Origin of the sequence: Paracoccus haeundaensis (genome assembly GCF_006239215.1) — a bacterium.
Lineage (GTDB): Bacteria > Pseudomonadota > Alphaproteobacteria > Rhodobacterales > Rhodobacteraceae > Paracoccus > Paracoccus marcusii.
This window is the reverse complement of the sequence record NZ_VDDC01000038.1, coordinates 20,565-37,208: the sequence shown is the minus strand read 5'-3', so window position 1 is coordinate 37,208 and position 16,644 is coordinate 20,565. Positions and strand designations below refer to the sequence as shown.

Below are 16,644 nucleotides of genomic sequence, written 5' to 3'. Positions count from 1 at the left end.
CTATCCCAGAATCCCTTATCGTCGGTCGTCGAGGCCCGCTGCTCCGTGGATTGGGCAGCACCCTCGACTGTTCGGATCTGCGTGCGCGATATCCCAAGCGCTTCGAGCCGCGCTGCAGCGTTCTGGGCATCGGCATTCGTATCGAACATGGCGGAGACGGACATGCTTCCGTTGGAAGTACCGGCGTTATTGTCATAGGTCATCGTGAGTTTCCTCTTCGCTGATGATTTGACCCTCAGTCTGAGGGCCGAGATGGTCGATCACGGCGCGCTGGCGTCGGATGGTGACCGGAATGTTGGAGGTGTCCCGGCGTTCGGTGCGGCGGACATGGATTTCTTCCCGCAGCACAAGCTGTCGCGTGATGACGATGCGCTCTTCGACCACGGGAATAATCGTCAGGTCCCCTTCAGTCACGATATCCGGGACGACGTCTATGTCCCGCTCGATTGGGACCCGAACCACATCTATTTCGACATCGGAAAAATCGACAGGAACAAGGCTGTCCACCGTCTCGGTGACAGTCGAGACCCTGACCTTGCCTGTCACCCTCTTCCGCTTCGTGACCGTCAGTCGCTCTTCCATGAGCGGGACTGTCTGCTCGTCTAGGTTCTGGTTCTGGTCAGACGTCATCACATCCCTCCGTGATGCTCGACAACCTTACCGTCCACGGTTCGTTCCGGTTTCAGGAGGGCAATATAAGTTAGTCTCCATTATCGCCCCGCCGCGTCTACGGGGACTGCAGCGATCTGAATTGTCGTGGATTGCGGCCAACGGACCGTCCGGATCAGGCAATCCGGAGGGCGTAAGCCGACTTGGCATTTGAAGCGGGGATCAAGCTCCAGGATCCAAAGTCATGAACGGCTTAAGAGCTCTCCTCCGCAGGTTTTACATGCCCATAACGCTCACTTGGCATGCCTCACGCTGGTTGTTACGCAAGTGTCATGAACGTATCAGTCTGGGAAGGGACGGCCATGGGCGAAGAGATATGGCTTACCATTCGCAGTGAATTCTCAGACGTCCCGGATCTATCAACGTTAACCCGGATCACGGTGCGCTTGGTCCTTGCAGCCATTCTGGGTGGAGTTCTCGGGTATGAGCGAGAGCTGAAGGGTCGAAGCGCGGGTGTCCGCACTCATATGCTGGTTGCGGTGGGCGCGGCGCTATTTGTCCTGGGACCTTTGCAGAGCGGGATGGAAATCGGGGACATGTCACGCGTCCTGCAAGGCATCGTGCAGGGCATCGGTTTCATAGGCGCAGGGGCGATCATGGTACGGTCGACAAGGCATCAGATCGAGGGACTGACAACAGCCGCGAACATCTGGGCCACGGCGGGCATAGGCGTCATGGCAGGTCTCGGGCTGGAAGCGACCGCCGTTCTCTCAGCAGTCATCGTCCTGATCATCCTCGCGGCGGTACCAATCGTTCTACCAAAACCGACTGCGTCACATGGTGATGACTATGATCGATGACATACGGGAGGGTTCGTGTCTCGTCATCAGCGCCTGAAGACCAGAGCGTCCGCTGCCAACTTTTATTACCGGAATTTGAATTTCAAGCGGACACGCCCGAAAGTCATGATCGAAGAGCAGACCTATGAATGCAAGGCGGGTGAAAGCGAAGGCGGACACGACACCTCGTTTCCGTCCGGTCATACTGCCGGAGCCGTGGCTGTGGCCACCGTCATGGCGCGCGATCTGCCGCAAACGGCTGTGCCAGCCCTGGCGATCGCTGCGATGATTGCGGGGATCCAAGTCCCGCGCGGCAAGCACTATCCAATCGACGTTGCCGCTGGCGCTGTCCTGGGTCTGGCCGCCGCGTGCGCCGTCCACGCCTTTTGGCCCAAGGGACAGAATAACAAGCGAACACAACAGGACATATCCGACCATTGGTCAGATAAGAATTCCTCCGATGTCATGGGAACAGCCGCGTGAACAGCAGCGTTCAAATCGACGATGCCAGCGACCTCCGACCACCACATAAGGAAGATCCTGATCATGGCAAAAGATAACAAAGCTGCTGACCCTCTGTCCACCAAGGCAAGCGCTGCCAAGTCCAGCAAAGCAGTCAACGGAAAGACCGAAAAAGCCAGCCCCGAGACGCGTGCGAAGCGTTCAAAAACTATTGCGGCCAAAACGGCTTCTGCCAAGGCATCAAAGCAGGCCAACGGCACAAAGGGCTTGGCGGATCTGTTCGAACATGCGCTGGCGGATATGTATTACGCCGAGAAGAAGATCTACAAATCCCTTCCCAAGATGATCAAGGCGGCCAATCACCCGGACCTGGTTGAGGCCCTGACCCAGCACCGCGAGGAGACGGCCGGGCAGATCGAGGGTCTGGAGGCGATCTTTGCGCTTTTGGGCAAGCGCGCCAAAGCCGAGAAATGCGATGCCATCGATGGCATCCTCGAGGAGAGCGAGAGCCTGCTTGAAGATTTTGGAGGAACTGCCGCTGGCGATGCAGCCATCATCTTCAGCTGCCAGGCCGTCGAGCATTACGAGATCACCCGCTACGGCTCCATGAGCGCCTTTGCGGATGCTCTCGGCATGGACGAGGCGAAGGCCCATCTCGAGACCATTCTGGACCAGGAGAGCGCTGCAGACAGCAAGCTCTCAGAACTCGCTGAGGACACGATCAACGACGCTGCTGCGGAATACGACGAGGACGAGTCTGAGCACGCATAAGGTTCTTCCATTGTAACGAGTAGCAAGGGCCCCTTGAGGGGCCCTTTTTTATCTGAGTTGCGTTGCTGCCGCATGTGTCAGGCAGCAGGCCCCTGAAAGCCCGGGGGCGGCACGGCATCATCCGCATCGGGGTCACGGCCGTGCGTGATGTCCAGACGCCTCATGATTGGGGTCACCGTGAGGCCATGCATGATGATGGACAGCAGCACCACCAGACCGACGATAGCCCACAGACGCGGGGCATGCGTCAGGTCGTCGATGTGGTTGAGACCGTAGGCCAGATAATAGAAAGAACCGATTCCCCGAATTCCGAAGAATGAGATGGTCAGACGTTCGCCAAGCGTCGCATTCACGCCACCCAGACCGATCATTCCGGTAACGGGTCGGATAACCAGGAGAATGAGTAGTGCACCTGCGAAATCCACCGGGCGAAGGGCGGACAGCAACCCATTTGCCAGGGTGCCACCGAAGAACAGCAGCAGGATCATCATCGCGATCCGCTCAACCTGCTCCGTCAGATCGTGCATGTCCGTATGGAAATCGTGATCCCGATGAGCCTGACGAAACGTTAACGCCGTGACGAACACCGACAGAAACCCGTAGGAGTGGAGGGTCTCTGTAAAGCCGTAGGAAATCAACGTGGCTGAGAGGGCGATCAGCCCGTCACCAGTCTGGGCCAGTTTGCTCTCGGCAGGAATGTGGAATGTGATCCAGCCGAAGAGCTTGCCGATAAGGTAGCCCCCGAGAACTCCTACGCCGATTTCCCAGAAAACGTTGTAACTGAGCCAGTCCCAGAACCAAGGCTCCTGCGTCACCGTGGCCGCTGACAGGACGATGGCAAGGTGGACGAAGGGGAAAGCGGCACCGTCATTGATGCCGGCCTCCGACGTCAGCGCAAAGCGGACCTCGTCTTCCTCACCGGACTTCGGAGGACCAACCTGTACGTCCGAGGCCAGCACAGGGTCCGTTGGCGCCAGGACAGCACCCAGCAGAAGAGCCATCGTCCAAGGCAGGGCAAGCCATGTCCCGGCAAGAAGTGCAATGAGCGCGATCCCCACTGGCAGGGTCAGGAAGATCAGCCGCCATGTGATCATCCAGGACCGAAGCCCCAGGACCCGGTCGATCTTGAGACCTGCCCCCATGAGCGCGATGATCACCACGAACTCGGAGAATCGTTCGGCAATCGCGGGGTACTCGAGAGGCGAGGGATCGAACCTCAACCCCGGCACCAGACCGAGCCCAACCCCAATGAGGATGCACACGATCGGCAGCGAAAGCGGCAATCGGCGAAGGACCAGGGGCAACCAAGCCACGAGGGCGATGAGGACCCCGAAACTCATCAGAACAAGAATGTACGGATCGGGCGGCTCTGTCAGATGTTCAAACATCGGCATGCTTTCATGCGTTGGTCGGCTCTATGTCGCAAGCCGACCGACCACATCCATCATTAGCTCAGTCAAGGGAAGACAATCTTTATGAGCCACGCATGCCACTCGCGTGGTGCGTCGTCATGGTGCCCAGCACCTGCTCGATGCGGACCATCATCTTTTGGGTCCGCGCAGACCAGTCGGGATGGCGGTTCCGGAACCCCTCGGTCAGCAGCAGCATCAGCGCGCGGGCGTGGTGCAGCGCCATAGAGGTCGGCACGGTGCCATAGCCCTGCGGCAAGGCTGCGCCCCGGTCATCGGCCTGATCCTGTGTCAGCAGCCCGTCGATCACCTGCGCGTCCATCCGCGCTAGAAAGCTGCCCAGATCCCGCGCCGGATCGCCCAGGCCGACATTGTCCCAATCGAGGATCACCGGCGCGACATCGCCCATCACGACCTGATCGGCGCTGAAATCGCCATGGACCAGGACCGGGTCGAACGCAGTTCCAGCCAGACGTGCAGCCAACGGGGTGGCCAAGGCTTGCGCGCGTGTTGCCAGGTCCGCATCCAACGGCATCAGGTCGGCGGCGGCGGTCATAACGGCCTCGGCATTCGCCTGTGCTGTCCATTCGGTCGCGGGCCGAAAGGGGCTGGCATGCAGGGCGGCCAGCACGGTTCCGATCTAGGCCACAGTCGTGCGGTCGGGCGCATGGCCGGTCATCTCGGGACAGATCGGGTGGCCTGGGATCCACGCGGTCAGCATCGCGCCCGAGGCGGCATCCGCGCCCAGCAGGGGCGCCTGACCATCGGCCATCGCGGCCGTGGCGCCGATCAGCGCACCGTCGAATCCGCGCCCCGCCATGACCTTCAGCACGCCCCGAGGCTGGCCTTGCAGGTCCAGTCGCGCGACCATCCGGCGACCGGGCTTGTAGCGCAGCAGGACCAGATCGGCTGCGGCCAGATCCGGCAGCACGCCGACGACGCGCCGCAGGGCCTTCTGGCGCATTGTCGGGTCCAGGAACCGCTTCAACCCCCGCAGATGGCGGTCCAGACGTGCCGGGATCGCGACTCGAGCCGTTTTCCGCCGTGGAGAAGCCCGCAAAAGCGTCGATGCAGTAGCACCCCGGTACAGCGGCATTCACTGTCGTCCGGTGATCCAGGCAGAGCCAGCCGAGCCGCTTGAAGCGGACATAGAGGAACGTGCAGGCGGCCACGATGACCGAGAGCACGACAAAGTAGCCGTACCTGGTCGATAGTTCGGGCATGTTCTCGAAGTTCATGCCGTAGATTCCTGCAATCGCTGTGGGCACGGCGAGTATGGCCGCCCAGGCCGCGAGCTGGCGGGTGATGATGCCTGTGCGTTGCTGCTCCAGCAGATTGCTGAACTCGAAGACCGAGGCCAGGACCTGAAGCAGCCCGTCGACCATGGTCTGCACGCGCCGGACATGATCCAGGACATCGCTGAAGTAGGGTCTTGTGTTGGCATCGATGCAGGGAAGGTCCTGTCGGACCAGCTTGCCGGCGACTTCACCCATCGGGCCAAGCACCCGCTGAAACCTGGTCAGATGGCGACGGAGCGCGAAGATGCGCGTAATCTCTTCGCGTCCGAGAAAAGTGTCGATGGTCTGCTGCTCCATCGACAGCACCTTTTCTTCGATCTGCTCGACGATGGGCAGATAGCCGTCGACGATGTAATCCAGAATGGCATGCAGAACGTAGTCGACCCCGTGGATCAGCAGGCTCGGGGCCGCCTCCAGCTGCGCACGCAGCGCGATGTGAGAGCGGGCCGATCCGTGGCGCACGCTGATGATATGGCTGTGGCCGACGAAGATGGCGGTTTCGCCATAGGTGATCGTATCGCCTTCCAGATGCGCAGTCCGCGCAACGACGAACAGCTGTTCGCCGTAGATGTCGACCTTGGGCAGCTGGTCAGCCTTGACGGCATCCTCGATGGCCAGCGGATGCAGGTCGTACTGCTCCTTGAGCGTCTGCATCTCCTCTTCGGTGGGATCGCAGATCCCGATCCAGACGAACTCCGACTTGTCCGAGGGGCAGTCGATCTTCTCGGTGATCGACACCTCGCGCACGCGCTTGCCGTGGCGGTAGAGATAGGCAGCAACGACCGTCATGGTAACCTCTGCGAACGATAGGCATCCTACGAGGCATAAGCCCTAACCCGACACCGACCTTGGGCGTCAAGGGCGGATCAAGAAGGTTACTGCATAAACCGGACATCTGCGGCTCTAGTGTCTTTCAGCTTCCATGCACATGCGTTCTTCCAGACGGCAAAGGTCGATACCTGTTCAGTTATTCCTATCGCCGGTTGAGCATAACAAGCGCTGCCTGTCTCCCGGAGATAAGCAATAATTCGGCCTTCAGTGGAGCCAGGCGCGGGTCCAGTAGATCGCCGAGATCGGCGGCGCTTCGTGAAAAGCTCATTGGGCATGCGGACGGCTTGTGCAATACCGGTGAAACTTTCTCGCGAAGACGGACGGAGCTGCAAGATGAGCGGACTGCTTGCCCTACTTGACGATGTCACGGCCATTGCAAAAGTGGCTGCAGCGTCCATTGACGACATCGCGGCATCGACTGCCAAGGCTGGTGCCAAGGCCGCGGGGATCGTGATCGACGACGCGGCCGTCACACCGAAATACGTCACCGGCCTGGCACCGGCGCGGGAACTGCCCATCATCGGGCGGATCGCCATGGGCTCTCTGAAGAACAAGTTGCTGATCCTGCTTCCCGCGGTCCTCCTTCTGCAGGCCTTCGCACCCTGGATCATCACGCCTCTCCTGATGTTCGGGGGTGCATATCTCTGCTTCGAAGGAGCCGAGAAGGTTCTGCATGCCATCCAGCCGCAAGATCATGGCGAGGTCGCCAAGGACATGTCCGTCGGTGATCCGGCGACACTCGAGGCGCAGCGGGTTCGGGGGGCGATCAAGACGGATTTCATTTTGAGCGCGGAGATCATGGTTCTCTCGCTCTCCGTGATCGACGCGGACAGCATCGTCATGCGCGGCATCACCTTGGCGGTCGTCGGCGCTGTCATCACAGCGGCGGTCTATGGCACGGTAGCCCTCCTCGTGAAGATCGACGATGTTGGCCTGCACATGACGCTCAGCCGCAGCGGCGCGATGCAGGCCGTGGGGCGCGGCCTTGTTCATGCCATGCCCAAGGTCTTTACGCTTCTGACCGTTGTGGGAACGGCCGCCATGTGCTGGGTCGGGGGCAACATCATCATCCACGGCCTGGACGTCCTGGGATGGCCTACGATCTATGACTGGATCCACCATATCGCCGAGGGCGCGGCCCATGCCGTCCCGGTCGCCTCCGGCGTCGTGGCCTGGGCGGTGACCGCAGGCATCGACGGGATCCTCGGTCTCCTGCTGGGACTGCTGCTGGTTCCTGTCGTGCTCCATGGGGTGAAGCCACTCTTTGGCAAGAAGCAGGCAGCTCACTGACACCCAGGAGAGGTCGGTGCCATGGGGTGCCGCCTGTTGGTCCTGCGTCCCCAGGTGATCCGCCATCAGCCCATTCAGCGCCTATATCGCGCCCAGCTGCACGGCAGCACGGCGCCAGACGCCGCGGTGGAAATGCGGCTCGGTCAGGTGAGGGTCGGGCAGCCCAGGGGAGATCGTGCAGGAGTACGGATGCTAGTGACCTAGAGCTACAATCGCATCCTTGACCGCGGCGTCTACCGCCTCCGAGTCGATCTGATCCTTCCCGATGGTGAAACGAGCGTTTCGCTCACCTCCAGAATCAGCCAGGCCAATCTTCCTATCGACCGAGATGGTGATTTCGATCAAGCTCTCGCCCGTCACGAAAGACACTTCCAACTCGTGAATGCGGCTCTGATGATGGCCAGTGGGGCGGAACTCAAAAATCTGCTGAACGGGAGTTTCACGACGGTGGTCATAGCTGGCTTCAGCTTCATGCAAGAGAAACCCTTGAGCCGCGACGGACTTCAGAACGGCTGCCATCTGCTCCGTAGGCAGAATGGTGACCGGGTCCATGTCGGTCGGATCGACGGCCATTTCCGCGTCAAGCCGGGTGGTCATCGCGCTTTTCGTTGCCCCGCCCGTGACAGGTGTGGTCAGGGGAACATCGATGACGAAAGGGAAGCTCTCCTTCGAGGCTGAAGCGATGAGCCCAGGACGCAGGTTGACGAGGGCCATCCCGATCATCTGAGGAACCGACTCTCCATCCGTCATCTTGAACTGGCAGTAGCTCTGAAGCTCGACGATGAGCTTCTCACAGCCCCAGTCTCCGGCGCCGCCGGTGATGACGACGTTCCCGGTAATTTGCCCACCAGGACGCACCTCGGTTTGGTCCAGAACCGTCTCCACCTTCAGGCCGCCGAACCCTAGGCGTTCGAACATCTTATTCAGCAAGCTTTTTCCTCCCTCGAATGATTGTCCAGACGTCGAGTTAGGTGTGCCACGGACACATCCGGTGCACAACGAGGAGCATACTGCCGCGCCTTTCGTTGTCGCGAAGCCGACCTGGACTTGCCCCGCATTTGTGCCCCCCCTGTGGTCGTTTATCAGTTTGCCAACACTGGCCCTGAAAGGGTGCAGCACAGGCATGCTCTGCCCCCTGAGAACTGGACCGTTTGAAACTGGAGTTTTCGGCTAACCTTCCCTGGCTGGGAGAGGAGCGGAGAACGATGAAGGCATCGAAGTTCACGGAAGCGCAGAAGGCGTTCATCCTGAAGCAAGGCGAGGAAGGCACGCCGGTGGCCGAGGTCTGCCGCAAGGCGGGGATCAGCCAGGCGACCTACTTCAACTGGAAGAAGCGGTATGGCGGCCTGCTGCCGGACGAGATGCGTCGGCTGAGGGCGCTGGAGGACGAGAACGGCCGCCTGAAAAAGATCGTCGCGAACCTGACTTTGGATCGGGAAATGCTGCAGGACGTCATCCGGCGAAAGCTCTGAAGCCTGGCCGGATGCGCGAACTAGTTCGCGGGATGTGCATCGATTGAGGCGCGTCGATAAGCAGGGCTTGTGGGGCCCTGCGGTTTGACACCTCCACGTTCCACTACAAGTCCCGGCGCACGGACCAGGCAGCCGTCGAGAGACGGATCAGGGAGATCTGCGAAACGCGGGTGCGCTATGGATATCGGCGTGTCCACGTCTTGCTGCGACGGGAGAGCTGGCAGGTGAACATCAAGAAGACGCGCAGGATATACAATGAATTAGGTATGCAACTCAGGAACAAGAACCCGAAACGGCGGGTGAAGGCCAAGCTGCGAGACGATCGCCAGGAGGCTGTCGCGCCGAATGATGTCTGGGCCATGGACTTTGTTCATGACCAATTGGCCTTGGGCAACAAGCTGCGGATCCTGACGATCGTCGACACGCATTCCCGTTTCTGTCCAGCAGCTGACCCGCGCTTCACCTACCGCGGCGAGGATGTGGTCCGGACACTGGAATGGGTCTGTGCCCAAGTCGGCTATCCCAGGACAATCCGGGTCGACAATGGCAGCGAGTTCATCTCGCGTGACCTCGACCTGTGGGCCTACGCCAACGATATCACCCTGGACTTCTCACGCCCTGGCAAGCCCACCGACAATGGCTTCATTGAGGCGTTCAACAGCAAACTCAGGTCTGAATGCCTGAACGCACACTGGTTCATGAGCCTTGCAGACGCGCAGGAAAAACTGGAGACTTGGCGTAGGCACTACAACGAGGACCGACCCCATAGTGCGATCGGATATAACGTCCCGATCGCCCTGCATTATCCCGGCGGCGCAGCCAGCCCGTCGCCATGACCAAGCCGGAAAACTCCAGCATCCGGCGGTCCAAGGTTGGGGAGCAGCGCACAAACAGGCAGACCGACGCCCAGCATCAAAACGATCGCCGGCAAGCGAAGCCTCCATGCAAGCCATTGAGCGCCGACGCCAAGCACGCCTACCAAGGCCACGACCTGTACAGGTGTCAGCCCTTGCATGATTTAGCCTTCCATAATGTCCCTTTACGCTGCCGCTATGGTAAGCCGCTGCACAGAAGGCAGTTCCTCAAGGCTGCGGCTCTTTGGACGATCATGTTAGACTGGTGGAAATAAGACCGTGGCCGCGCTTCACATAAAATAACGGCCACTCAGTAATGTGGAACACAACTGCATCAATTACCGTTCCTCGTGTGATCGAGGGAACACGCAAATGACCCGGGCGCAACCCACCGCATTGATTAGCCTTGTTATCTTATGTTCTGTAGGGCTCCTAGTATCTGTTGCCCGCGAACAACTGAGCACTGGGCGGACATCAGGCTTCACGTCGTTCAATGGCAGTCTTGGTATGCCAACACGCTCTATCTCTGAGACTGATTTTCAAGGAAAAGTAGCGACGGGGCCAAGCGGTCTTGTGCGGTCAGAAGCGGTTTTTGAGCAGTCCGTTTTTGACAGTAGCGGCTTAGCACTAGAGGTAGCCATTGCCCCTTTACCACGTCCTGCACAGGTAACGACATCCCGCCCGGCGCCTCGACCTGCAACCCCAGCTGAAATCGTACGGGGGGCCCGCATTCCTCCACCGCCATCATCCCTGCAAAACGCCAGCGAGCTTTCCTGCATTGCAGTTGCAATCTACCATGAGGCACGTGACCAGGAAGAACTTGGCCAGCGAGCTGTAGCATCCGTTATTCTGCAACGTGCTGCAGTTCCCCACAGATGGGGCGACAGTGCATGCGAAAATGTTGTCCCGACGCAGTTCAGCTTCATGACATCGCGTTATGATTATCCATCTATAGATAATCTTGGATCATGGGAACAGGCAGTAAGAATTGCAGCGGAAGCCATCATGAATGGCCCGATGCCGGAACTGCGCGGTGCAGATCATTATCATGCCACGGCCGTATTTCCTCAATGGGCCCCCAAAATGGTTCGGATCAGGTCAATTGATGATCATGTATTTTACATGGATCCGCACTCCTCTTCCGAACTTTGAGGACTGTGCCTTGTAATCTATTTAAAACTCACCAGTGCGACTTGGTGTAAATAATGGTTTTCGCACCTTCCTCATCATGAATCGCATAAGATGCGTCCGTGTATCTTGTCTCTAGTTAATTGTATAAATATTACGTAACTTTCATAAATATTATTACAACATAAATATATAAGAAATTAATTCTTAATGCTTATTTTTACTGGCGTGGCTTTGGTGCTTATTGTTTTTTACGACTTCCTACGTACAACAATCAGTCTCAGCGGAACTCGGTTCATCAGTCGTGCCATTGCAGATGGGCTCTGGCGCTTGGGATCAAAGTCGACTTTAGTGCTGGAACAAACCGTAGGTCTTTCAATCCGTGGATTGTTGGGACTCGTGATCCTATTGACAGTTGCTGGAACGTGGGTGCTGCTTCACCTCTGCGGCTACGTGCTCATCCTGCGTGGCGGCCTTTCTCTTGTGCAGACCGATACGGGCGATCCGGCCACATGGGTGCAAACAGTGGCTTTTGCCGGGTCGACGCTCTCTACCCTAGGCGCCTCGACGGTCCAGGTAACCGGTGGATGGTGGGATATCCTGTCGATGGTTGCCGCTATGAATGGGATGATCCTGCTTACTCTTGCAGTAAGTTTTATCCTGAACATCCTGCAGACCACGAACAGCGCCCGAACCTTTGCCTGCCGCTTTCACGCCGTAAAAGCTGGCGCGCCGGACGGTCATGTATCGAAGCATCTTGAAGGTCTCGGCAGCGATCTCACCACTGTTGTTGTCATGCTGACTGCGTCCCCTCTACCAAGATTTTTTGTTCCAAGTGATCCTACCATGGATTTTCCGAGGGCCCTGATCGAGATTTGCGATCTGGTCGAAAACGGGACACTCGTGGACACATCGGAAGTCGTAGCGGCAATTAGGCTACTGGGGCGGCATTTAGGAACCCTGTCCGACCACTACGAAATCGCAGCAGCGCGCAAATGGGCCCTGCGCCATACAATTCCAAGATTTAATAAAGATGATATATAAATATTGTGTGCGTCAAATTTACAGACCTCTTTTTCTATAACGCCACATATGGATAATATAGAAAATCGACGTTAGCAAAAACGGTAATTTGCGATGACATGACGCTCCCCGTGAATGCGTGGTTTAATGCAATCAGGATCTTGTATGCTTGTGCGCGTATGGAATAATTTGCGCAGCTCCCTCTATTCGCCCAAATTTCTTCGATAGTTATTAAAGCCCAAGTGATGGCATTTGTGTGATATGAAAATACCGCATTAAGGCATGTGACACACTTAAATACACAATCTACCGGCGAGTTGCCCAATAAATAAATCATACCCTAAATAATGTAAGTGGAACACGGCGAGCCCTGATTGGTTAACACCTCAATGAGCCTGTCGGCACCCAGCCATTTTGCGTGCCGCAACCAGACAAGGGAGATCTCAGATGACTATCAACGATCCGAACCTCAGGGAGACTGATACGTCCGAACAGGGCAGCATCAGGGCCGAGGCCTCCGAACAGGCGTCGCGGTTGGCCGGAACGGTCAAGGACGAGGTCGCGCGCCGCGAGCAGAACCTGCGTTCCGGCGTTGCGCACCGTGCCGAGAGCGTGGCCGAAGGCCTGCGCAAGGCCAGATCCGAGATCGATCCGGATTCGACCGTCGCACAGATGTTCGACCGTGCGGCCGACAGCGTCAGCGGACTGGCGGACAGCCTGAATTCGACAGACCCCGCACAGATGCTGGGTGATGTGCGTCGCTTTGCGCGTCGCCAGCCGGGCGCCTTTCTGGGTCTGTCGGCCTTGGCAGGCTTTGCCGCGGTCCGTTTTCTGCGGGCAGGGTCCGCCAGTTCGTCAGACATGACCAGGTCCGGTAGCTATGGCATGACCGGTACGACCCGGCCGACCGGCTCCGGTGATCGCACTGCCGTCGCCCAAACGGGTGCTGCAAACCCTGATCATCACGTGGGCATCGGGGCCAAGCCTGTGTCCGGCACCCGCGCAGCGTCATCCGGCAACCCTGGCCTCTCGGGCAGCCGCACGATCGGAGGTTCGTATGACTGATCCTGTCCGCTCCCAGAACCCCGCCACACTTGCGACCGATGCACTGCGGCTGTCAGGGGATCTTGTCCGCAAGGAGATCGCCCTTGCCAAGGCAGAGATGCGCCGGAACCTCAGCCATGCCGGTGCCGGGCTGGGGATGATCGTGGCTGCCGCCGTCATCGGCATCGTCACGCTGAACGTGCTGACGGCCGCCTTGGTGGCCGCCCTGGCGGAAACCGATCTTGGCCCGATCTGGAGCGCGGTCATCGTCGGGGTCGTGCTTGCGATCCTGGCCTATGGCCTTTTGCGCAAGGGCATGGCCGACCTGAAACCCGAGAACCTGATGCCGACGCGTACGGTCGAGAACGTCCAGCGCGACGCGAACACGGTCAAGGAGGCCTATCATGACGCATGATGCAGACAACCCGGATCATATCGAACGCGAGATCGAGAAGGACCGTGACGCCCTGCGCCGCACGCTGAACGATCTGCAGGACGAACTGTCCCTGGACGGCCTGTCGCGCCGCCTGACGGGCTCCGTTCGTCGGAACGGCGCGGAATGGGCGGAATCGGCCAGCGCAGCCGCCCGTGCCAACCCTGTTGCCTTGGGCCTAACCGGTATCGGACTGGCATGGATGATCTTCGGTCGCGGGCATGACCCGGTCCATGGCCTTGGCCAATCCTCCGGACGGCGCAACGAACAGACCGTATCGACGCGGGCTTACGGCACCCCGCCCCCGCGCGGTGCAGCATCGACCACGGGTTGGAGTTCGGACCGTCGCCCGATGACGACCGGATCGTCCTTCGACCAGAGCACCGGATCCGACAAGGAGCATAGCATGATGGACAGAACCAGAGAGACCGCCGGCCACCTGCGGAACCGCGTCAGTGACGGCACGACGGCATTGGGCAATCGCGCGCGCCATTTTCGGGACCGGCTTGGAGAGGGCACCGAGGGGATGAGCGAGGAGGCCCGTCGCCGGATCGAGACGGCACGCCGCAAGGCACTGGATGCCAGCGACGCGGCCAGCCGCCGGATGGCGCGGGCGAACAGGCAGGTCGCCCGCAGCTATGACAACGAGCCCTTGCTGTTCGGTGCGCTGGCACTGATCGGGGGCGCAGCCTTGGGCGCCCTGTTGCCCGGCACGCGGCAGGAGGACGAGCTGATGGGCGACTATCGTGATCAGCTGTTCGACGAGGCGGAGGCGATCTATGCGGAGGAGAAGAGCCGCATCGGAAAAGCCGTATCAGCCGGGCTGGACGAGGCGAAGTCAGCCGCCTCCAGCGTCGTGGCCGCCGCACAGGACGAGTTGACGGACGCGGAAGAAGGCAAGGCATCCTCCGGGTCCGGCCATTCCCAATCCTCCACGGCCCCCCGGACAGCCAGCTCCCCGACAGGTATGCCGGGGTCGGCAAAAGTCTAAGCGTCCAACGCATCTTTGGCAGCCCCGCATCAGCGGGGCTGTCGTTTTCGCGAAACTCTGTTCCAACCCGAGCTTGTCGTGATCGTCGGCGTTGTCTTTGCCGAAGAAGAAGTGCGGCACCGGATACCAGGTTGCAGTGTTGCAAGGCACCATTTGGCGAACTTGATGGTGACACCATCATATATCAGACTGGGTCAAGATATATCGGCGAACTCTAAGTTCGCCATAAGGATCTAGGCAATCTCTGGCAAGCTTCGGCTAATCCCGATCATAGAACCAATTGCGGCATTGTCTAATTCCATCGTAATAGATGGCTAAAAATCAATATTGCATAGGAACATTTGTCTTTAATAGTGATTGTACGATGACCGCACTGTAGAGCAGTGCGGTGGGCGGACGGCTTAGAGATGGTGCTTTCAATAATATCATCTATTGTAGTGTTTCAAATGTCCTTGGCAGTGCAAGTGCCGTTCGCCTCCTCACCGCCCGTGTTTTTTATGTAAAAAATACTGATTTACTTAAATATTTAAATGTTCTTAAGAAAAATCAATTGAATAATTCGTCTTACAGGGGTGCCCAAACAAAATTTCTTCATAAATATGTCAAATGACGCGGTTACGCGCTATCATTTTCGAATCCGCATGTCATAAATTTGTTAAAATACACCACTCCCAGCATAGCTCTTAATATTTATATGACGCACTATTTTCTATCGCAACGTTCCGAAGTATATTTTCGCATTCTGGATCGCATTTTATTCTCCCACCATCGATCAGTGACGTTCAAAGGAGAATTCAGCGGTGAGGCCATGACATTACCATTTATAGTATGGGTCCTTCCGGAACTGATCCAGGGCCAGCAAAACGGTGTCAATCCAAAGGAACGCAAACGGCTTTCCTGTCCTTGAGAGGGGCCGCTCCTGCACGCCCTTCCCACTGCTCGCTGAGGAACTTCGGAATGATTGCTCATATCTTGCGGCGCGTGGCGTCCCTCCTCGTATGGCTGATTGCGATCTTGCTTATCTGCGTGACGCTCCTGCCGTTGTGGAATACCAACGAATGGTGGGTCCGGGCATTGGGATTTCCGCGCGTGCAGATCTTCGCCGCTGCCTGCGCAGTGTTGATTGGCGCTCTTTTCCTGAAAAGACCTTCACGCCTGGTCATCGCATTGGCCATGATCGGGGTCTGCAGCTATCAGGCATGGCGGGTCTATCCCTATACGCCCTTGGCTGCTCCGGAGATGGCCCTCGCCGCGCCGGCCCCTGACTCGATCAGGGTCATCACGGCAAATGTTCAGATGGGCAACACGCGGTACCAAGACGTCATCGACACGATCGAGCATTACGATCCGGACATCCTGCTGCTGCTGGAAACGGATGAGGCGTGGCTTGCCGAACTCGAGCCGATGCTGTCCCGGTACTCGACCGTCGTGCGCCAGCCGCAGGACAACTATTATGGACTGGTGTTCGCCACCCGGCTGAGCGTCGACGAGGCCCGGGTCATCCAGTTGACGAATGACAGGACGCCGTCTCTCTTCGCACGCCTGAAAACCCCCGATGGACAACCATTCCATTTTCTGGGCCTTCATCCCCGACCGCCGGTCCCCGGAGAGGACACGGATGATCGCGATCGCCAGATCTATGCTGCGGCGAAATTCGCAGCGATGGATGACATGCCAGTCGTCGCGATGGGCGATTTCAACGACGTGGCTTGGTCCGAGACCTCGCAGACGTTCAGGCGGGTCGGAGGGTATCTCGATCCCCGCATCGGTCGCGGCTTCTTTGCCAGCTTCGACGCGAACAGCTGGTTCCTTCGGTTTCCGCTGAATCAGTTCTACGCCACGTCCGACGTCGCCGTCGTCTCGATCGAACGCCTTGAGCATGTCGGCTCCGATCACTTCCCGATGGCCGCGACATTCCGCGTTGATCCCGATCTCGCTGCGACGCTCAACGTCGCGCCGCAGCCCCTGACGGAAGAGGACAGGGATCTGATCGATGATCTGGATCTGGAAAATGCGGAGACGCTGGAGTCAGACAAGTGACTTTTCAACTAGTCTGTTTTGTCCATGCTTAAGATGAGAGGTGGCTGCGCCGCGGAGAGCAATGGATGTGCAAACACAATAGCGATCGGGCACACATTTATTGTATGCTAAGCAACTTGCCTTCCACCAGATCTAGGATTTTCTATGCAA

Annotated in this window: 16 protein-coding genes and 2 pseudogenes; 11 read left to right on the top strand and 7 right to left on the bottom strand. The window is 58.4% G+C overall.

Annotated features, from left to right (window positions below):
- On the bottom strand, positions 1 to 203 hold a 203-nt coding region (locus FHD67_RS16875; RefSeq protein WP_218062336.1), incomplete at its 3' end, for a hypothetical protein.
- Positions 193 to 630 (bottom strand): YsnF/AvaK domain-containing protein, encoded by a 438-nt coding sequence (locus FHD67_RS16870; RefSeq protein WP_139599411.1) that lies wholly within the window; start codon positions 628 to 630, stop codon positions 193 to 195. The genes FHD67_RS16870 and FHD67_RS16875, both read right to left, overlap by 11 nt.
- A 341-nt stretch (positions 631 to 971) precedes the next feature.
- Between FHD67_RS16870 and FHD67_RS16865 the strand changes: the two genes are divergently transcribed.
- From FHD67_RS16865 to FHD67_RS16855, 3 genes are all read left to right on the top strand, one after another.
- On the top strand, positions 972 to 1,469 hold the full coding sequence (locus FHD67_RS16865) for an MgtC/SapB family protein (RefSeq protein WP_139599410.1): 498 nt from the start codon (positions 972 to 974) through the stop codon (positions 1,467 to 1,469).
- A 15-nt stretch (positions 1,470 to 1,484) separates the two neighbouring features.
- Positions 1,485 to 1,931 carry a phosphatase PAP2 family protein gene (locus tag FHD67_RS16860; protein WP_218062335.1) on the top strand — a complete coding sequence of 149 codons (447 nt, stop codon included), beginning with the start codon at positions 1,485 to 1,487 and terminating at the stop codon, positions 1,929 to 1,931.
- Positions 1,932 to 1,994: 63 nt separating this feature from the next.
- Positions 1,995 to 2,681: a YciE/YciF ferroxidase family protein gene (locus FHD67_RS16855; RefSeq protein WP_139599409.1), complete on the top strand. Its 687-nt coding sequence runs from the start codon at positions 1,995 to 1,997 to the stop codon at positions 2,679 to 2,681.
- Between the two features lie 77 nt (positions 2,682 to 2,758).
- Here FHD67_RS16855 and FHD67_RS16850 read toward each other — a convergent pair whose 3' ends face one another.
- The 4 genes and pseudogenes from FHD67_RS16850 to FHD67_RS16840 all read right to left on the bottom strand — a co-directional run.
- Positions 2,759 to 4,069 (bottom strand): cation:proton antiporter, encoded by a 1,311-nt coding sequence (locus FHD67_RS16850; protein ID WP_139599408.1) that lies wholly within the window; start codon positions 4,067 to 4,069, stop codon positions 2,759 to 2,761.
- Positions 4,070 to 4,154: 85 nt separating this feature from the next.
- Positions 4,155 to 4,721 (bottom strand): phosphotransferase family protein, encoded by a 567-nt coding sequence (locus FHD67_RS16845; RefSeq protein WP_176695176.1) that lies wholly within the window; start codon positions 4,719 to 4,721, stop codon positions 4,155 to 4,157.
- 9 nt (positions 4,722 to 4,730) lie between these two features.
- Positions 4,731 to 5,054 (bottom strand): hypothetical protein, encoded by a 324-nt coding sequence (locus FHD67_RS20540; protein WP_176695175.1) that lies wholly within the window; start codon positions 5,052 to 5,054, stop codon positions 4,731 to 4,733.
- A 229-nt stretch (positions 5,055 to 5,283) separates the two neighbouring features.
- Positions 5,284 to 6,042, bottom strand: a pseudogene (locus tag FHD67_RS16840) (magnesium and cobalt transport protein CorA); the annotation flags it as partial.
- 510 nt (positions 6,043 to 6,552) lie between these two features.
- On the opposite strand from FHD67_RS16840, the gene FHD67_RS16835 reads away from it, so the two are divergent.
- On the top strand, positions 6,553 to 7,509 hold the full coding sequence (locus FHD67_RS16835) for a DUF808 domain-containing protein (RefSeq protein ID WP_139599406.1): 957 nt from the start codon (positions 6,553 to 6,555) through the stop codon (positions 7,507 to 7,509).
- A gap of 192 nt (positions 7,510 to 7,701) precedes the next feature.
- Here the strand turns inward: FHD67_RS16835 and FHD67_RS16830 are convergent, their stop codons facing one another.
- Positions 7,702 to 8,439, bottom strand: coding sequence for a sporulation protein (locus FHD67_RS16830; protein ID WP_176695174.1), 738 nt, complete (start codon positions 8,437 to 8,439; stop codon positions 7,702 to 7,704).
- 275 nt (positions 8,440 to 8,714) lie between these two features.
- Between FHD67_RS16830 and FHD67_RS16825 the strand changes: the two are divergent.
- The 7 genes and pseudogenes from FHD67_RS16825 to FHD67_RS16790 all read left to right on the top strand — a co-directional run bounded on the left by FHD67_RS16825 (position 8,715) and on the right by FHD67_RS16790 (position 16,494).
- A pseudogene (locus FHD67_RS16825) lies at positions 8,715 to 9,817 on the top strand (IS3 family transposase).
- A gap of 390 nt (positions 9,818 to 10,207) precedes the next feature.
- The gene (locus FHD67_RS16815) at positions 10,208 to 10,987 is read left to right on the top strand and encodes a cell wall hydrolase (protein ID WP_139599403.1); all 780 of its coding nucleotides are present in this window, start codon (positions 10,208 to 10,210) and stop codon (positions 10,985 to 10,987) included.
- A gap of 186 nt (positions 10,988 to 11,173) precedes the next feature.
- Positions 11,174 to 12,007 carry a hypothetical protein gene (locus FHD67_RS16810; RefSeq protein ID WP_139599402.1) on the top strand — a complete coding sequence of 278 codons (834 nt, stop codon included), beginning with the start codon at positions 11,174 to 11,176 and terminating at the stop codon, positions 12,005 to 12,007.
- A 426-nt stretch (positions 12,008 to 12,433) separates the two neighbouring features.
- A complete protein-coding gene (locus tag FHD67_RS16805) occupies positions 12,434 to 13,051 on the top strand; it encodes a hypothetical protein (RefSeq protein WP_139599401.1) in 618 nt (205 codons plus the stop codon).
- Positions 13,044 to 13,445 (top strand): phage holin family protein, encoded by a 402-nt coding sequence (locus tag FHD67_RS16800; RefSeq protein WP_139599400.1) that lies wholly within the window; start codon positions 13,044 to 13,046, stop codon positions 13,443 to 13,445. Before FHD67_RS16805 ends, FHD67_RS16800 begins: the two co-directional genes overlap by 8 nt.
- The gene (locus tag FHD67_RS16795) at positions 13,435 to 14,454 is read left to right on the top strand and encodes a DUF3618 domain-containing protein (protein ID WP_139599399.1); all 1,020 of its coding nucleotides are present in this window, start codon (positions 13,435 to 13,437) and stop codon (positions 14,452 to 14,454) included. The genes FHD67_RS16800 and FHD67_RS16795 overlap by 11 nt, the downstream gene beginning before the upstream one ends.
- Before the next feature lie 957 nt (positions 14,455 to 15,411).
- Positions 15,412 to 16,494: an endonuclease/exonuclease/phosphatase family protein gene (locus tag FHD67_RS16790; protein WP_176695173.1), complete on the top strand. Its 1,083-nt coding sequence runs from the start codon at positions 15,412 to 15,414 to the stop codon at positions 16,492 to 16,494.
- Positions 16,495 to 16,644: the final 150 nt, after the last annotated feature.